We start from the raw sequence: 15,648 nt of genomic DNA, 5'->3' as shown, positions 1-15,648 counted from the left end.
CCGCAGTCAGCCGAACAGTCCCCTGATCATGTCCTTGTCGTAGGGTTTCGACAGAATGCGGATATCTTCGAGGTCTTCGGGAAGCGTCAGGCTGTCGCCATAGCCGGAGGCGAACACGAAGGGTATGCCGTCGCGTTGCAGCCGCCGGGCCACCTCGAAGCTGGTCTCATTGCCGAGATTGATGTCGAGAAGGGCGAAGCCGAAAGGGCTGTCGCGTTGGTCGAGCATGCCCATCGCCGCTTCCACAGTCGGCGCGATGACGGTCTCCAGACTGCCGAGCTTCTCGAAGATCATCTCGGCATCCATGGCGATCATCAGATTGTCCTCGACCACCAGAACCGTTTCCGGGGGCGTGAAGACGGCCGCTGCGGCGACCTCATGGGCGGCGGCGGGCACCGACGCGGGCTCCTCGGCAACCACATGTTCGCCCGGCAGCCAGAACGCGGCCGTCACGCCTTCCAGACGATAGGAAATCTCGGCCCGTCCGGACAGTTCAAACGGTATGGTGCGCTCTATGATGGTCGAGCCGAAGCCCCGGCGTTCCGGCGCTCTCACTGGCGGGCCGCCGATCTCGCGCCAGTCGATCTGGAGGCTTTCGTCCGGGTCGAGGCTCCAGTCGATCCTGACCGTGCCGCGCGCCGACGACAGCGCGCCGTATTTGGCGGAGTTGGTCATCATCTCGTGGATCACCAGCGCCATCGCGGTATAGGCCTTCGACGTCAGAAGCACGTTGGGGCCGCTGGTTTCAAGCCGCGTCTTTCTGTCGAGCAGGTAGCTTTCCGCCTCCGCCTCGATCAGCTCCGTCAGCGCGGCCGGAGCCCAGTGGTGGCGCGTGATCTGGTCGTGGGCGCGCGCCAGCGTCTGCACCCGGCCATCGAGCTTGGCGACCAGTTCGGTGGTGGAGATCGCACCAACGCTGGTCTGCGATATAAGGCCGCGCACCAGGCCCAGAATATTGCGGACCCGGTGGTTGAGCTCGGCGATCAGCAGTTCCTGCTGCTCATTGGCGCGGTTGCGTTCGCGCCCGGCCTCTTCCGTCAGCCGCAGCACGACTTCGAGCAGCATGATCCGCAATTGCGAGGCGGCGCGAATATCGGCGGCGGACCAGGGCGCGCTCTGGCCGCGCACCGTCGTCTGCCAGGTCTCGAAACTCTTGCGCGGCGTCAGCCTGGCGCCGTTCGGGCCGTAGCTCACCGGCTTTTCCGGATTGCCGGCCCAGTTGACCTGCTGCACCAGTTCGGCGCGGAAGAACAGCAGATAGTCGCGCGGCGAGCGCGAGATCGGGATCGACAGCACGCCGGCCGCCTTTTCGACAAGGCGCTCTGCGTCGGGCATGAATTTTTGGATCTCGTGATTGGCGTAGACGGCATTGCCGGGCAGCGCGTTCAGATGGTCGCAGAGCGCGAGGATATCGGCCGCCTCCGGCGCATCGCCGCCGGTCACGACCTTGTTCTCCTGAACCACGGCGTAGCCATCGGCCTTGAGAATGTCGGCGAAGGATTCGGCGGAGGACCGCAAAAGGTCCGGCGTGGTGGTGTCTTTCGAAAGCGTGCGGGAAATATGCGTCGTCAGCCGGTGCACCACCTCGTCATTGGCGCGCTCGTCGGCTGAAAGGCGGGTCTGCAGCACCAGCGACAGCATGTGGCCGAACAGCAGCGCCGCGTTGCGAAGCCGCATCGAGGGCACATGGGGCGCGCCGTGGTGACAGGCGATCAGCCCCCACAGCGCGCCGTTGACGATCACCGAGATCGACATCGAGGCGCCGACATTCATATTGCGCAGATATTCCAGATGAATGGTCGACACGCTTCTGAGCCGGCTTCCCGAAAGGTCCAGCACCTCGCCGTCAAGGGCGAGGATCGGCGCGCCCTCGTCGGCGACCGAGGCGATCAGCCGGATCGGGTTTTCGACATAGAGCGCGCGCGCCTGTTTGGGAATGTCGGTGGCCGGATAACGCAGGTTCAGGAATGGTTCGAGATCGTGCCTTTTGGCTTCCGCCACCACTTCGCCGGTATCATCCGCGCCGAACTTGTAGAGCATCACCCGGTCGAAACCGGTGATCAGCTTCACGAAACGGACGGTGTGGCTGTAAACTGCGGCGAAGGACGGAAGCTCGGCCATGCGGTCGATGGCGTTGCGCACATTGGCCATGTCGGTGGCAGCACCCTCCACCGGGGTGGCGGGCTCGAACTCGATGATGATGGTGTCCTCGAACCGGTGCACCGAGGCGTCGAACCGGCTCTCGGAACCGGCGATGCCGAGGTCGTAGATCACCTCGACGCCGCGATGCGGGTTGAGGAATTGCAGGCGGTTGCGGATGGTATGGATCGTCTCGGCCGGCAAGAGTGCCTCTGCCTGCCGGCCAAGCAGCGGCGCTGCAGTAAGGTCTAGAAAACTGCCGATGTTTTCGGAGACATGCGAGATCGTCCAGTCGGGCGCGACGGCGACCAGAAAGCCGAATGCCTGCACGCGGCCGAGAAGATGGATCGGCTCGCGATCGCAATTGGTCAGATCGACCCGGTCGTTCATTGCGCCTGTTCTCCTTCAAGATGGCAAACGGCCTCCAGATAGGCATCGAAAAGCGCCCTGGCTGACGTTACGGCCGTTGCGACGGCGCTTTGGTTGGCGGGTTGGGCGGCAAGCCAGGCCCGAAAAGACGTCCAGTGATTCTCGCCCTCGCCATGGCGCAAGAAGGCGACGGGGTAGGGCGTGCCGGCCTTCGCCAACTGGCCAAGCAGATAACGTGCGCCCAGCCGGGAGCCTTCCAGCACATAAGCCAGACCCGCGACCGAGCTGCCGTTGTCGGCGACGCAATCGCCGGCCGGCATTGAAAGCGCGAGCGCATCAAGATCGCGCGCAAGGGCTGCCGTGCGCAGCCTGTCGCCGGGCAGCGTGGCATAAAGCGGCTGGGCGGCAAGCCAGCGCTCGGCTTCGGGCAGCACGCGGGCATGCATCAGCAGGAAACGCTGATAGCCTTGGGGCGAGGCGAACGGGGTGCGGCTGACCGCGCGATCGAGGCGCTCATGCAGGTCGCTGGTATTGTTTCGCAGTTCGGCAAGCAGTTCCATTCGCCACTTTAGGGAAAATTAATATACGGGAAACGTGACCTTTAGACGAATAATGCGGGCCGCGCCAGACGTTTGCGATTATGGGGAGACAGGCGATGGCGGGCTTTAAACCAGATTAAAGCGGGTCGTGATTGGCGGGCTTCCAGGGCCGGCTCTATTCGCCCGTCAGCGCCCTGGCGGCCTGACGCAGGGCCTCGCGGAAGGCCCGTACGGAGGCCATGATTTCGTGTTCGGCAAGCGTGACGAACCCGACCTGAATCTGCGGCAGCGTGAAACCGGGGATGTCGAGCGCGACCACCTCGCCGCCGGCGAGCCGGCTTTCAAGCATGAAACGGGGCGTGAGCGTCAGCACCTGCATTTCATGGGTCAGCGTCAGCAGCGAACCAGGGCCGGCGTTGAGCTCCAGCATCGGCTGGGGAAGGATCACGCCATGGTTGCGCAGTTCGGTTTCGAGCTCGACGCGGTTATTGCTCTCTTCCGGCGGCAACAGCCATGGCCAATCGGCCAGTTCGGCGATGTCGATATCGGTTCGTCCCGCCAGCGGATGGTTCTTCGAACAGGCAATCACAAGATCGGAACGCGTCAGCGGGTCGTGGCGCAACACCGGCATCACCTTTTTCGGGATATGGTTCCAGTCGATCCGCCCGACATAGCAGTCGAGCCGACCCTCCCAGAGCTCGCGCAACACATCGCCGACAACGCCGACCGAGATGCGGTAGCGGACTGCGCTCCTTTCGGCGTCGAGAATTTTGAGCGCCGCGGGCAGCAGATTGAAGTTCAGCGCCGGATTGGCGCCGATCCTGACGATCGGCGAGGGGCTGGTCTTCAGCTCGGCCACAAGATGGTCAAGCGAGGACAGGCCCGACCGGGCCCGTTCCAGGGCAACGCGGCCGGCAGGCGTCAGCTCGACGCCGCGCACCGAGCGCGCCACCAGCTCGACGCCAAAGACATATTCCAGGTCCTTCACCATTTGCGAAACCGCGGGCTGGGTCCGGTTGAGGACCTGCCCGACGGCGCGCAGGGAGCGATGCTCGTCGATCAGTTCGAGGATGCGCAGATGCCTGAAACGCAGGCCATCGAGTCGGTGTGATGCACTAGCCATAAGCATAACTTATCATATTGAAGAAAGTTTCTACTATTTCTTTTGGCTAAATCGGCAAATAGTGCAACCGAGGAGCGTGACGGCAGGCGTTTAACGCCGATGCGTCACCGATCGGGAGGAAAAATTGAGACGCGCCAATATCGTTTCCGGCGTTGTTCTGGCTCTTCTGGGCCTGTTTGCGCTTGTCTTCATCATTCCGAAAGGGATTAGCGAGGGGCCTCAGGGCATGATGTCGCCCCGCCTCGTGCCGAACATGATGATGATCGTCGTGGTCGCGCTGTCGGCCTTTCTGGCGTTTTCCAATCTGCGCGCCAAACCCGCGCCGGAGGATGCCGAGCCGACGATCACGCGCGGCGAAATGCTGGCGCTGGTCAAGATCGGCGCGGTGTTCCTGATCTCGATCGCGCTCTACCTGCTTCTCGCCCCGCTTGCCGGCGGCATCTTCCTGGTGGCGGCGAGCCTGCTGCTTCTGGGCGAGCGCCGGCCGCTGGTGATCATCGGCATGACCGCCGGACTGCTGATCGCGGTCTGGCTGCTGTTTTACAAGCTGCTGGGGACGGGCATTCTATGAGCCATATCCTTCTCGGTTTTCAGGATGTCTTGCACCCGGCCACGCTGATATGGGTCGCGCTCGGCGTGTTCATCGGGTATGTCGTCGGCGCGCTGCCGGGGCTCGGCAAGGGCACCGGCGTGGCGGTCGCCATCCCGCTCACCTTCTACCTCACGCCGCCGGCGGCCATCGGCATGCTGATCGGCATCGCCAAGGGCAGCGGCGCGGGCAGCGCGGTCTCCGCCATCCTGCTCAACACGCCCGGCGAACCGTCCTCGGCGCCGACCGCACTCGACGGCTACCCGCTGGCGCGCCAGGGCAAGGCGCAGAAGGCGCTGAAAATGGGCCTGTTCGCCTCGGTGATCGGCGATTTTCTCTCCACCATCATCCTGATCATGCTGGCCGCGCCGCTGGCGCGTTATGCGCTTTTGATCGGACCGGTGGAGCTCTGCGCCATCCTGCTGTTCTCGCTCACCTTCATCGGCGGGCTTTCCGGCACCTCGATGACCAAGGGGCTGATTGCCGGCGCGCTCGGCATCTTCTTCGCCACGATCGGGTTCGAGACCGAGACCTTCGTGCCGCGCATGAGCTTCGGTCTGCTGGAACTCGATGACGGCATCAAGCTGGTGCCGATGGCGATCGGCATGCTGGCGGTCGCCGAAATGGTGGTGCAGGCGGGCAATCTCAAGGCGCTCGATTCCGCGACCGACCAGATCCGCGACAGCGACAGGCGCGAGGATCGCGTGATCCTGTGGTCGGAGTGGCGTCGCTGCTTTCCCGCGATTGCGCGCGGCACGTTGATCGGCTCGGTCGTCGGCATCCTGCCGGGGCTTGGCGCGAGCGTCGGCTCGTTCATGTCCTATGGCGCCACCCGCAAGGCCTCCAAGACGCCGGAGAAATTCGGCAAGGGCATGATCGAGGGCGTGGCGGCGGCCGAAAGCGCGGACAACGCAGTCGTGCCCGCCAGCCTGATCCCGCTGTTCGCGCTCGGCATTCCCGGCAGCGTCATCGCCGCGATCCTGATCGCCGCCTTCATCCTGCACGGGCTGACGCCCGGTCCGCTGATGTTCAAGCAGCAGCCGCGCCTCGTCGCCGATGTCTATGCCGCGATGCTGTGCGCGAGCGTGATCATGCTGGCGATCGGCTATCTCGGCCAGCGCGTCTTCGCCCAGATCATCAAGGCGCCGATGCGGCTGATCATTCCCGGCGTGCTGCTTTTGTGCAGCATCGGGGCCTATATGGAAACCGGCAGCATCTTCTCGATCTACGTGATGCTCGCCTTCGCGGTGGTCGGGTTCTTCGCGCGCAAGCTCGATTTTTCCTTCGTCACCTTCCTGATTGGCTTCGTCATCGGCCCCAATCTGGAGCTGAGCTTCCGCCAGTCCCTGCAGCTGCTCGATCACAATGCGCTCAATCTGCTGCAGCACCCGATCGCGCTCGTCTTTCTGGTCCTGACCGTGGTGATTGCCTGGTGGATCGGCCACGGCAGCAAGATGGCGGCGTCGCTCGGCCGGCATGACGCGCATGATTTTGCCGGTCCGGAAGACCGGGACGTTTCTCGCAATCAAAAGGGAGGATGAGCGATGAAAACGATGACCAAACGGGGCCTGCTCGGCCTTTTCAGCGGTGCGGCGTTGAGCCTTGCCAGTCTCTCCGGCGTGGCTTTCGCCGAGGATGCCTATCCCGACCGGCCGATCACCATGCTGGTGGGTTACGGCGCCGGCGGCCAGACCGATCTGGTCGCCCGCGCGGCCGCTCAGGTCATGTCCGACCATCTCGGCCAGCCGATCAATATCGTCAACAAGCCGGGCGCAGGCGGAGCGGTCGCCGCGCGCGAGCTGACCAAGGCCAAGCCCGATGGCTATACCATGCTGTTCCAGTCGAACTCGGTGGTCAACACCGCGCCATTCATCATGGAGGGCATCAGCTTCACCTCGGATGATTTCGAATATGCCGGCATGATCACCGCCTATCAGGTCGGTATGGCCGCCCGCAAGGACAGCCCCTACGACAACCTCACCGAATATCTGGCATGGGCCAAGGAGAACCCGGGCTCCAGCTTTGGCGCGCTGAGCCCCGAAGCGCGGCTCTACATCGAGGCGCTGAGCAAGCAGAATGATATCGACGTCAATATCGTGCCGCTGCAGAGCGGCAGCGAGATGATCAATGCGCTGCTCGGCAACCAGGTGGCGGCGGCGTTTTCAGGCGGCATCCACTATCGCTATCCGGAAGAGCTGAAGACGATCTCGGCGCTGACAACCTTCCGTCATCCCTCAGCGCCGGATGTTCCGACCATCGATGAGGAGGGCTATCCGATGGCGATGGATTCGCGCACCACGCTGTTCCTGCCCAAGGGAACGCCCCGCGCAATCCTCGACCGTCTCGCCGAGGCGCTTTCCTTCGCCGAAACCGATGAGAGCTTCCAGAAGATCACCGCTGCTGCCGATATCCCGATCAAGTTCCTGGATGTCGACGAGGCGTATCAGGAAATACACTCTTCCTACGACAAGAACAGGCAGATCATCGAGACCGCCAAGAAGGCGGCGCAATAGCAGGCCGCCTGCCAGACGAAATCGCGTCGCGCGATCGCGCGGCGCTCCTCTCCCAAGACCGGAAATCCGTTATGTTTCAGCCACTCAAGAGCGTCAGGGTCATCGATTTGAGCCAAGTTCTGGCCGGCCCCTATGCCACCTATCAACTGGCCCTGATGGGCGCCGAAGTGATCAAGATCGAAAAGCCCGGCGAGGGCGACTGGACCCGCATCGGCGGCCTGCTGCCGGAGCTGACAGCGCGGCGCATGGCCTCGAGCTACCTGACCCAGAACGCCGACAAGAAATCCGTGACGCTCGATCTGAAAAATCCGAAGGGTCTCGAGATCGCGAAGAAGCTGATCGCGGGCGCCGATGTCTTCGTGGAGAATTTCAAGCCCGGTGTCGCCGAGCGGCTGGGCCTCGGCTTCGAGGTCGTGAAGGCGATCAAGCCGGATATCGTCTATTGCTCGATCTCCGCCTATGGCCAGAACGGACCGTGGAGCGCCAGGCCCGCCTATGATCACGTCATCCAGGGCATGTGCGGCATCATGCTGACCACCGGCAAGCCCGGCGACGGTCCGACCAAGGTCGGCGCGCCCTATATCGATTTCGCAACCGGCATGAATGCCGCGCAGGCGATCATGGCCGGGCTGCTGGAGGTCGCCCGCACCGGCAAGGCCGTCGAGGTCGACGTCGCCATGCTCGATACCGCGCTGATGCTGATGGCCTCGCTGATGACCCAACACATGACCGCCGGATGGATGCCGACCCAGAGCGGCAACGAGGCCTGGAGCGCCAGCCCCTCCTCGGGCGCGTTCGCGACGAAGGACGGCGTGCTGATGCTGGCCGCCAACAACGCGCCGCAGTTCATCAGGCTCTGCAAGGCGATCGACCGCGACGATATTCTCGCCGACGAGCGCTGGAACACGCCCGCCGCCGTCAAGGAAAACGCGGCCTCATTGCGCGAAACGCTGAACGCCACATTCCTGACCCGCACGGCGGATGAATGGGAGGCCCTGCTGGCAAAGGTCGATGTTCCCGCCGCCAGGGTGCGCAGTCTCGACGAAACCCTTTCGGAAGCGCATATTGCCGCGCGCGGCCTGCTTTCCGAATTCCGGATCGAAGGCCATGACGGGCCGATCCATGTGCCCTCGATGAGTTTCCGCGCCAATGGCGAGGCGGTGACCGCGCATGCGCCGCCACCCGAACTCGGCGCCGATACCGCGGGCGTGCTGAAGGGGATCGGCCTTTCGGACAGTGAGATCGACGCATTGCGCAGCGCCTGCGTGATCTGAACGAGGCGCACTGTGATCTGAGGTGAGAGTGAGGACATGACAATGGACGCAAAGGATTGGCCGGGACAGGCCGGCGCCGTCAACACCGTCCGGTTTGACATAAAGGACCGGGACGCGAGCCTGCCGCTCGTCTGCCGTTTTCCGGCCGAAGGACAGGCGAAGGGCATCGTCATTTTCTGCCATGGGCTTGGCGGCCATGGCGGCGATCATGTCGAACTCTCAACGTTTCTGGCGAGCCATGGCTATCTCGTCATCCATCCGACCTTTGCCGATGGCGTGGCCGCGCTCGCCGACATGGCGCGCGAGCTCGGCTTCGCGCCCGATGGTCCGGAAGTCTCAAAGTGGATCATCTTTCCGCCACTGAGAGACCGGATGTTCCAGATTCTGCTCACGCCGTACTACTGGATGGAGCGAATCCGGATTGTCACCGCCATTATGGACAATCTGGCGGAAATCCGGGCGAAGACCATCGGCGCGTCGTCCACACCCTTGCCCACCGCCATCGCCGGTCATTCCTTCGGCGCCTATACCTCGCAGCTGCTCGCCGGCGCGGAAATCGACATGCCGGGCGAAGGCCCGCGCAGCTTCCGGGACCCGCGGTTTGCGGCCGCCGTGCTGTTGAGCGGCCAGGGGCGCGGCCAGCAGGGCCTGCGCGAAGGCTCCTGGGCCGCGATGGACGGGCCCGTGCTGACGGTGACCGGCACCCTGGACGGCGGCGCCAAGGGGCAGGACTGGAACTGGAAGACCGAGCCGTTTCATCATGCCCCGGAAGGCGACAAATATCTCGCCGTGTTGCATGAGGCCGATCATTTTCTCGGCGGCATGACCGATAACGACCCGACGCCCGGTCACCCCGACCAGCGCGAAGCGGTCTCCATGCTGACCCTCGCCTTCCTCGATGCCCATCTTGCGGATGACGAAAATGCGCGGGCATGGCTCACCACGCTCGAGGACCGTATCGCCGACTGGCCCGCGCAGATATCGCGCAAGTAGCGCTTTTCCGCGGCCCGGGAGGCGCACCTGCCGGCGAGGGCGCTTGCGTCAAGCGCCATTTTGCGCATTCTTGCAGGCCAGATCCAAGGGAGGCAGGGATGAGCATTATCGACGACCCAACCGGCGTCTATGTTGGCCGCGTCTGGCTTGCGGAGGTAAACGGACCCGCAATCGTAACGTTGCGCGACGGCGCGCTCTTCGAGATAACCGACAGAGCGGCGCCCACGGTGCGTGACATTTGCGAGATGGCGGACCCTGTCGCCTATGTCCGCGGCGCGGAAGGCCGGTTGCTCGGTCCGCTCGATGACATCGCAGCGGCGCGTCCCGGCGATCCGGTCCACCTGCTGAGCCCCTGTGACCTGCAGGCGATCAAAGCGTGCGGCGTCACCTTTGCGCGCTCCATGGTCGAGCGCGTGATCGAGGAGAAGGCCGCCGGCGACCCCGCGAAAGCGGAAACCATCCGCGCCCGCATCGGCGAGAAGATCGGCGACAGCCTGAAAAACCTGGAGGCCGGCTCCAAGGCTGCCGCCCGGGTCAAAGAGGCTCTGATCGAGGAAGGATTGTGGAGCCAGTATCTGGAGGTCGGCATCGGCCCGGATGCGGAGGTGTTCTCGAAGGCGCAGGTTTTGTCCTCGGTCGGCCCCGGCGCGGATGTGGGCCTTCATCCGGTTTCGAAATGGAACAATCCTGAGCCCGAAATTGTTCTCGCTGTATCTTCGACGGGCCGCATCGTCGGCGCCACGCTCGGCAATGACGTCAATCTGCGCGATGTTGAAGGCCGCTCCGCCCTGCTGTTGGGCAAGGCGAAGGATAACAATGCTTCGGCGGCGATCGGGCCGATGATCCGGCTGTTCGATGATCGCTTCAAGCTCGACGATGTGCGCCGGGCGGAGCTGAGGCTGACGGTAGAGGGCGAGGACGGCTACACCATGACAGGGCATTCATCGATGTCGGAGATAAGCCGCGACCCGGAAATGCTTGTCGCCCAGACCATCGGCACGCATCATCAATATCCCGACGGCTTCATGCTTTACCTCGGCACGCTGTTTGCGCCCACCGAGGACCGCGACGTGAAGGGCGAGGGCTTCACCCACAAGATCGGCGACAGGGTTACGATCGAAGCCGCGGGACTTGGCCGGCTCACCAATACCGTTCGCCTCTCGACGTCATGCCCGCCGTGGACTTTCGGCATTCGTGCGCTGATGACCAATCTCGGCGAACGCGACCTCATCTGAATGGAGACATCTATGACTTTCGAACCACATGGCCGGCACCTGGTCGGCGGGGAATGGAAAGAAACCGCCAAACGCTTCAGCTCACAGCCGGTGACCGGCAAGCCGCTCGACTATTTCGAAGCCGACGAGGCGCTGGTGGATGAGGCGGTCAAGGCTGCCGAGGCCGCGTTCTGGGACTACGGCTACACGTCACGCCGAGCCCGCGCCGAGTTTCTGAACAAGATCGCCGACGAGATCGAAAAGCGCGGCAGCGACATCACCGCGATCGCCATGGCGGAAACCGGCTTGCCGGAGGCCCGCCTCGAAGGCGAGCGCGGCCGCACGACGGGCCAGCTTCGCATGTTCGCGCGCCATATCATGGACGGCGATTATCTCGACCGCAGGCACGACGCCGCCAACCCCGAGGCGACGCCGCCTTCGCCGGATCTGAAGATGATCCAGCGCCCGATCGGTCCCGTCGCAGTGTTCGGCGCATCGAATTTTCCGCTGGCGTTTTCAACGGCGGGCGGCGACACCGCATCCGCCCTTGCCGCCGGTTGCCCGGTGGTGGTCAAGGGCCACCCGGCCCACCCCGGAACCGGCGAGATCGTGGCCGAGGCGATTGCCGCGGCGGCTGAGAAATGCGGCATCCATCCGGGCGTCTTCTCCCTGCTTCAGGGCGCCTCGCACGAGGCCGGCACGATGCTTGTCACCCATCCGCTGATCAAGGCTGTCGGATTCACCGGCTCGCTTGCCGGCGGCAAGGCCCTGTTCGATCTTTGCGCCCGTCGCGATGAGCCGATCCCGTTCTTCGGCGAGCTCGGCTCGGTCAATCCGAACTTCCTGTTGCCGGACGCGCTCGCCAATCGCGGCAGCGAGATCGCCAAGGGCTGGGCCGGCTCGCTGACCATGGGCGTCGGCCAGTTCTGCACCAATCCGGGCCTGATGGTGACGCTGGCGGGCCCCGAGGCCGACCGGTTCGCTGATGAGGCGGCCGAGGAGCTTGGCAGGGTCGGCGCGGCGACGATGTTGACCGGCGGCATTGCCGAGGCCTTCCGCAAGGGCAGCGATGCGGTTGCCCATGCATCCGGGGTCGAGACGCTGATCAAGATGGAGGCGGATAAGCGCAAGGCGGCGCCGGCGCTCTACAAGGTTTCCGCCGCTGCATTCATCGAAAACCCGGCGCTGGCCCATGAGGTGTTCGGCCCGCTCGGCATTATTGTTGTGGCGTCCAACGCCCAGGAGATGCGCGCGGTTGCCGAGCGGCTGGAGGGACAGCTTACCTGCACGCTGCACATGGATCATGATGATGCCGAGTTCGCCGGCTCGCTGCTGCCGGTGCTGGAGCGCAAGGCAGGCCGGCTGCTCGCCAACGGTTTCTCGACCGGGGTGGCCGTCGCCGACGCCATGGTCCATGGCGGGCCCTACCCGGCGACCACCAATTTCGGCGGCACCTCGGTCGGCACCATGGCGATACGCCGCTTCCTGCGGCCGGTCTGCTATCAGAACATGCCGACAGCGTTGCTGCCGGAGGATTTGCGGCATACCGGGTAACACCGGCGGCGGCTGAAGCTACCGCGAAGCCGGGGCGGCGGCAGCGGCATCCATAGGCACCGGACCACCCTGCGGCGGCTGGATCGCTCCGGTCAGCTTCTGCCGCCACAACTCCGCGAGGTGGGAAATGCGGTAATGCGGCGCGGCCGTAACCTTCGGCAGCGCCGCGCGCCAGGCGTCGAGCCGGTCGACAATCGCATCGATGTCGCCGGTGTCGACGCATTGGCCCCCGCCGCCCAGAACTTCCATATTGACCGCAAGCCCCTCATCCGCGAGCACCGGCGTGCCGACCGCATTCGCCTCGGCAAGCTGCAGGGCGAAGGGCTCGAAGAACCGCGTCTGCGGATAGAAGACACACAGCGACCGGCGCATCCGGTCGATCGTCTCGCCATGGTCGAGCCGCCCCAGGAAGGAAACGCCGGGGGGCGGCGCGCCATCCGGCCAGATCTTGTTGCCATCTTCGGCGATATCGAGCTTCAGCTCGGGGCGTTGCTGACGGAGCAATTCGAACTTGGCGAGAACCTCCGAAATGCCCCTGAGCGGCGCGCCGGGAAAGAACAGCCGGTTCACGTCGCGCGGCGTGTCATCGGGTGCGAGGTGGTCATCGACCGGGTTGTAGATCGTGGTGATCTTCGGCAGCCTGCCGTTCTCCGCGCTCAGGAATTCGCGCACGTGGCGCGCATGCGCATGCGAGACGCAGACGATCTCGATGCCGGCGTCGGCAAGCGCGTCGCCCATGCGGCGGTTGTGCCGTCCCGGGTTTGAATGGAGCCTGAGAAAAATCGGGGCGTGCGCGTTGAGCTTGCGCGCCTTCAGCGCTGACTTCCACGAACTGATCACCGCGATCGCCTGAACGCCGGCGAGATCGTCCGCTTTCAGCGAGCCGAGCGGCCGGTAGAAGCCGCAGTCATCGCGATCAATATCGGTGCGGCCGTTCTGGTAGAAGTGAAACCTGAAATTCCTGCCATGGGCTTTCGCAACGCGCATGGAAATGGATTCCGCGCCGCTGAGCGCCCCGGCCTCCAGCGAGCCAAGCGTATAGGGCGTAAGGCAATATGGATCTATAACGGCAATGGCGGAGGACATCAGAGTGCCTCCTTTCTTTGTTCGTTTTGAAGGGTTGTCGCGGACAACGGGATCCGCCCGGCCGCGAAATGCTTCTTTTGACCCGATGGCAATGCTGACATCGGGCCCTCCTCGGTTGTCATCTACCTGGACTGTTTAGAAAAGGCGCGCATTAAACTGGTTACAAATCGTCTAAAATTACGTTGAAAACGAGGACGCCGCGCATAAAGTATCGCCCGACCCGAGCATGATGATTGCAGTTTCCGCCATCATTCGGCCATAATTGCAGTGGCAGCGAGCATTTCACCACAGTCGCTCTGCCGGAAGGTTTTGGAAAGATGAACGCGCACACGAAAAGCTGTCTGGCCCAGAAGCTCTCGCATTATGCCGAACTCGATGAGGCTTCGCTTGAGAGCATCGCCCGCTTTGAACGCGAGGAAAAGGATTTCGCCAAGAATGACGAGGTCTATCAGGAGGGTGACCAGAATATTCACCTCTATGTGGTTAAGAAGGGCTGGCTCTACAGCTATGCCGACCTGAAGGATGGCCGCCGGCAGATCGTGGAGATACACCACCCGGGCGATATCGTCGGTTTCCCCGATATCGCCTTTACCGAACGCACGACGGTCTTGAGAGCCGCCGAAGACGTGCGGCTCTGCCCGTTTCCGAAAAAGGATCTTGATGAGGTCTTCAAGCGCGCACCGCAGCTTGCCGCGCTGCTGTTTGCGCTTGCGGTGCGCAACCAGGTGATCATGATCGATTTCCTGCGCGCCATCGGCCGCATGAGCGCACGCGAGCGGATCGCCTATCTGCTGCTCGACCTCCAGGCCCGGCTGCGTATTACCAACAAGCAGATGACGACGACCTTCCGGCTGCCGCTCAACCAGACCGAGATTTCAGACGTCCTGGGGCTCACCAATGTCTATGTCAGCCGCAGCTTCACCGCGCTCGAAAAGGACGGTCTGATCCGCCGCTCCAATGGCTCGGTGGAAATCCTCGAGGAGGACCGGATGAAGCGCATCTGCGACTTCTCCGACCGCCACACCAATCTCGACACATCCTGGTTTCCCGACGGAACGCCCGTCGAGGCCTGAATATGTCGAATCCCTTTGTTTTCAGCCTGTTAGATAAAATTAACTGAAGTTAAGCTAATTTGATCTGCGAGGAAGGGTTTCACGACGGTCCCGCAACCGCCTCGAGCGTCAGCGAACGGCTTCCCATTTCTTGGGAGCGGCCGGCGAGATCGAGAACCTGCTGCAGTTCCGCGCCGCGCAGGAAGGTCGGCTCGGCCGGCGCCTCGCCGCGGATCGCGGCGATGAAGCGCTGGTAGATCGTCGGGACCGGCGGGCAGTCGATATCGCTCCACTCCTCCTTGGCAAGCGCATCCGGGCCGATGGCCGCGCGCAAATGGCTCTCATTGCGCTCGAACAGCACCTGCAGCCCGCCCTTGTCGCCGTAAATCCTGAGGCGGAGATCATTGTGGTGGCCGGAGGCGAAGCGCGAGGCGGTGATCGTGCCGATCGCGCCGTTTGCGAGGTCCATATGCATGACGAAGCTGTCATTGGCGTCGAGCGTATACTCGCCGATCCTGTCGCCCTCAGCCTTGTGGAACACGGCGGTGCGGCAGGAGACCGAATGCGGCGCGGAGCCGGCGGCAAAGGTGGCGAAATCGACGATATGGATGCCGACATCGCCAAGCGCGCCCTTGGAGCCATGCGCGGTGGAAAGCCGCCACAGCCAGCCGGGCTCGGTGCGCCAGTCGCCCCAGACGTCCTGCGTCAGCCAGCTCTGCAGGTATGAAGCCTCGAAATGGCGCACCGCGCCGATCTCGCCGGCGGCGATCATGTCCGCCGCCTTCTGCAGTGCGGCGACATTGCGGTAGCTGAGATTGATCATGTTGACGATGCCGGCAGCCTCCGCGGCCGAGGCCATCTCGGAGGCGAAGGCGTAGTCGGTGCTCAGCGGCTTTTCGCACAGCACGTGCTTGCCGGCGGCAATCAGCGGCATCGTCGTGGCATAATGCAGGCCGTCGGGCGTCACCACCGAGGCGGCGTCGAAATCGCACTGCTCGATTGCCTCGGCAAGCGTGGCGTAGCGGCCTTCGATCCCGTGTTTGTCGCAGAAGGCGGCGAGCACATCGGCGCGCGGATCGACGCCCGCCACCACGTTCACGCCGTCCATTTCGGCGAAGGCTCCCGCATGGACGCGCGCCATGCCGCCGGTGCCGACGATCAGCACCCGTACCGGTTTCTTCGTCTTGCTCATGGGGCTGTCTC

At 63.7% G+C, this 15,648-nt stretch carries 13 protein-coding genes; 8 read left to right on the top strand and 5 right to left on the bottom strand.

Features of this window, described 5'->3' with window-relative positions:
- Positions 1–6: 6 nt before the first annotated feature.
- The 3 genes from V6767_RS19310 to V6767_RS19300 all read right to left on the bottom strand — a co-directional run bounded on the left by V6767_RS19310 (position 7) and on the right by V6767_RS19300 (position 4,170).
- A complete protein-coding gene (locus V6767_RS19310) occupies positions 7–2,529 on the bottom strand; it encodes an HWE histidine kinase domain-containing protein (protein ID WP_448474947.1) in 2,523 nt (840 codons plus the stop codon).
- Positions 2,526–3,068, bottom strand: coding sequence for a biliverdin-producing heme oxygenase (locus tag V6767_RS19305; RefSeq protein WP_448474946.1), 543 nt, complete (start codon positions 3,066–3,068; stop codon positions 2,526–2,528). The genes V6767_RS19310 and V6767_RS19305 overlap by 4 nt, the downstream gene beginning before the upstream one ends.
- Positions 3,069–3,222: 154 nt before the next feature.
- Complete coding sequence (locus tag V6767_RS19300; RefSeq protein WP_448474945.1) at positions 3,223–4,170, bottom strand: LysR substrate-binding domain-containing protein; 948 nt, start codon at positions 4,168–4,170, stop codon at positions 3,223–3,225.
- Between the two features lie 124 nt (positions 4,171–4,294).
- On the opposite strand from V6767_RS19300, the gene V6767_RS19295 reads away from it, so the two are divergent.
- The 7 genes from V6767_RS19295 to V6767_RS19265 all read left to right on the top strand — a co-directional run bounded on the left by V6767_RS19295 (position 4,295) and on the right by V6767_RS19265 (position 12,307).
- Positions 4,295–4,741 carry a tripartite tricarboxylate transporter TctB family protein gene (locus V6767_RS19295; RefSeq protein WP_448474944.1) on the top strand — a complete coding sequence of 149 codons (447 nt, stop codon included), beginning with the start codon at positions 4,295–4,297 and terminating at the stop codon, positions 4,739–4,741.
- Positions 4,738–6,300, top strand: coding sequence for a tripartite tricarboxylate transporter permease (locus V6767_RS19290; RefSeq protein ID WP_448474943.1), 1,563 nt, complete (start codon positions 4,738–4,740; stop codon positions 6,298–6,300). The genes V6767_RS19295 and V6767_RS19290 overlap by 4 nt, the downstream gene beginning before the upstream one ends.
- A 3-nt stretch (positions 6,301–6,303) precedes the next feature.
- Positions 6,304–7,272: a Bug family tripartite tricarboxylate transporter substrate binding protein gene (locus tag V6767_RS19285; RefSeq protein WP_448474942.1), complete on the top strand. Its 969-nt coding sequence runs from the start codon at positions 6,304–6,306 to the stop codon at positions 7,270–7,272.
- 71 nt (positions 7,273–7,343) lie between these two features.
- A complete protein-coding gene (locus V6767_RS19280) occupies positions 7,344–8,546 on the top strand; it encodes a CaiB/BaiF CoA transferase family protein (RefSeq protein ID WP_448474941.1) in 1,203 nt (400 codons plus the stop codon).
- A 42-nt stretch (positions 8,547–8,588) separates the two neighbouring features.
- Positions 8,589–9,539: an alpha/beta hydrolase family protein gene (locus V6767_RS19275; protein ID WP_448474940.1), complete on the top strand. Its 951-nt coding sequence runs from the start codon at positions 8,589–8,591 to the stop codon at positions 9,537–9,539.
- Between the two features lie 98 nt (positions 9,540–9,637).
- Positions 9,638–10,774: a fumarylacetoacetate hydrolase family protein gene (locus V6767_RS19270; RefSeq protein WP_448474939.1), complete on the top strand. Its 1,137-nt coding sequence runs from the start codon at positions 9,638–9,640 to the stop codon at positions 10,772–10,774.
- A 12-nt stretch (positions 10,775–10,786) separates the two neighbouring features.
- The gene (locus tag V6767_RS19265) at positions 10,787–12,307 is read left to right on the top strand and encodes an aldehyde dehydrogenase (NADP(+)) (protein WP_448474938.1); all 1,521 of its coding nucleotides are present in this window, start codon (positions 10,787–10,789) and stop codon (positions 12,305–12,307) included.
- Between the two features lie 18 nt (positions 12,308–12,325).
- On the opposite strand, the gene V6767_RS19260 is transcribed toward V6767_RS19265, so the two are convergent.
- Positions 12,326–13,393, bottom strand: coding sequence for a glycosyltransferase family 4 protein (locus V6767_RS19260; protein WP_448474937.1), 1,068 nt, complete (start codon positions 13,391–13,393; stop codon positions 12,326–12,328).
- Between the two features lie 317 nt (positions 13,394–13,710).
- Between V6767_RS19260 and V6767_RS19255 the strand changes: the two genes are divergently transcribed.
- On the top strand, positions 13,711–14,466 hold the full coding sequence (locus tag V6767_RS19255) for a Crp/Fnr family transcriptional regulator (RefSeq protein ID WP_448474936.1): 756 nt from the start codon (positions 13,711–13,713) through the stop codon (positions 14,464–14,466).
- Between the two features lie 79 nt (positions 14,467–14,545).
- On the opposite strand, the gene V6767_RS19250 is transcribed toward V6767_RS19255, so the two are convergent.
- Entirely contained in the window at positions 14,546–15,637 is a 1,092-nt protein-coding gene (locus tag V6767_RS19250; protein WP_448474935.1) for a Gfo/Idh/MocA family protein, read from the bottom strand.
- Between the last annotated feature and the right edge of the window lie 11 nt (positions 15,638–15,648).

The organism is Martelella sp. FLE1502, from assembly GCF_053484255.1.
This window is presented reverse-complemented; position numbering and strand designations above follow the sequence as displayed.

What these genes read in the sequence shown, in the direction of transcription:
- V6767_RS19285 (WP_448474942.1), top strand. Translation starts at nt 6,304, where the DNA reads ATGAAAACGATGACCAAACGGGGCCTGCTCGGCCTTTTCAGCGGTGCG.
- V6767_RS19260 (WP_448474937.1), bottom strand. Translation starts at nt 13,393, where the DNA reads ATGTCCTCCGCCATTGCCGTTATAGATCCATATTGCCTTACGCCCTAT.
- V6767_RS19275 (WP_448474940.1), top strand. Translation starts at nt 8,589, where the DNA reads ATGGACGCAAAGGATTGGCCGGGACAGGCCGGCGCCGTCAACACCGTC.
- V6767_RS19270 (WP_448474939.1), top strand. Translation starts at nt 9,638, where the DNA reads ATGAGCATTATCGACGACCCAACCGGCGTCTATGTTGGCCGCGTCTGG.
- V6767_RS19290 (WP_448474943.1), top strand. Translation starts at nt 4,738, where the DNA reads ATGAGCCATATCCTTCTCGGTTTTCAGGATGTCTTGCACCCGGCCACG.
- V6767_RS19310 (WP_448474947.1), bottom strand. Translation starts at nt 2,529, where the DNA reads ATGAACGACCGGGTCGATCTGACCAATTGCGATCGCGAGCCGATCCAT.
- V6767_RS19300 (WP_448474945.1), bottom strand. Translation starts at nt 4,170, where the DNA reads ATGGCTAGTGCATCACACCGACTCGATGGCCTGCGTTTCAGGCATCTG.
- V6767_RS19250 (WP_448474935.1), bottom strand. Translation starts at nt 15,637, where the DNA reads ATGAGCAAGACGAAGAAACCGGTACGGGTGCTGATCGTCGGCACCGGC.
- V6767_RS19265 (WP_448474938.1), top strand. Translation starts at nt 10,787, where the DNA reads ATGACTTTCGAACCACATGGCCGGCACCTGGTCGGCGGGGAATGGAAA.
- V6767_RS19255 (WP_448474936.1), top strand. Translation starts at nt 13,711, where the DNA reads ATGAACGCGCACACGAAAAGCTGTCTGGCCCAGAAGCTCTCGCATTAT.
- V6767_RS19305 (WP_448474946.1), bottom strand. Translation starts at nt 3,068, where the DNA reads ATGGAACTGCTTGCCGAACTGCGAAACAATACCAGCGACCTGCATGAG.
- V6767_RS19280 (WP_448474941.1), top strand. Translation starts at nt 7,344, where the DNA reads ATGTTTCAGCCACTCAAGAGCGTCAGGGTCATCGATTTGAGCCAAGTT.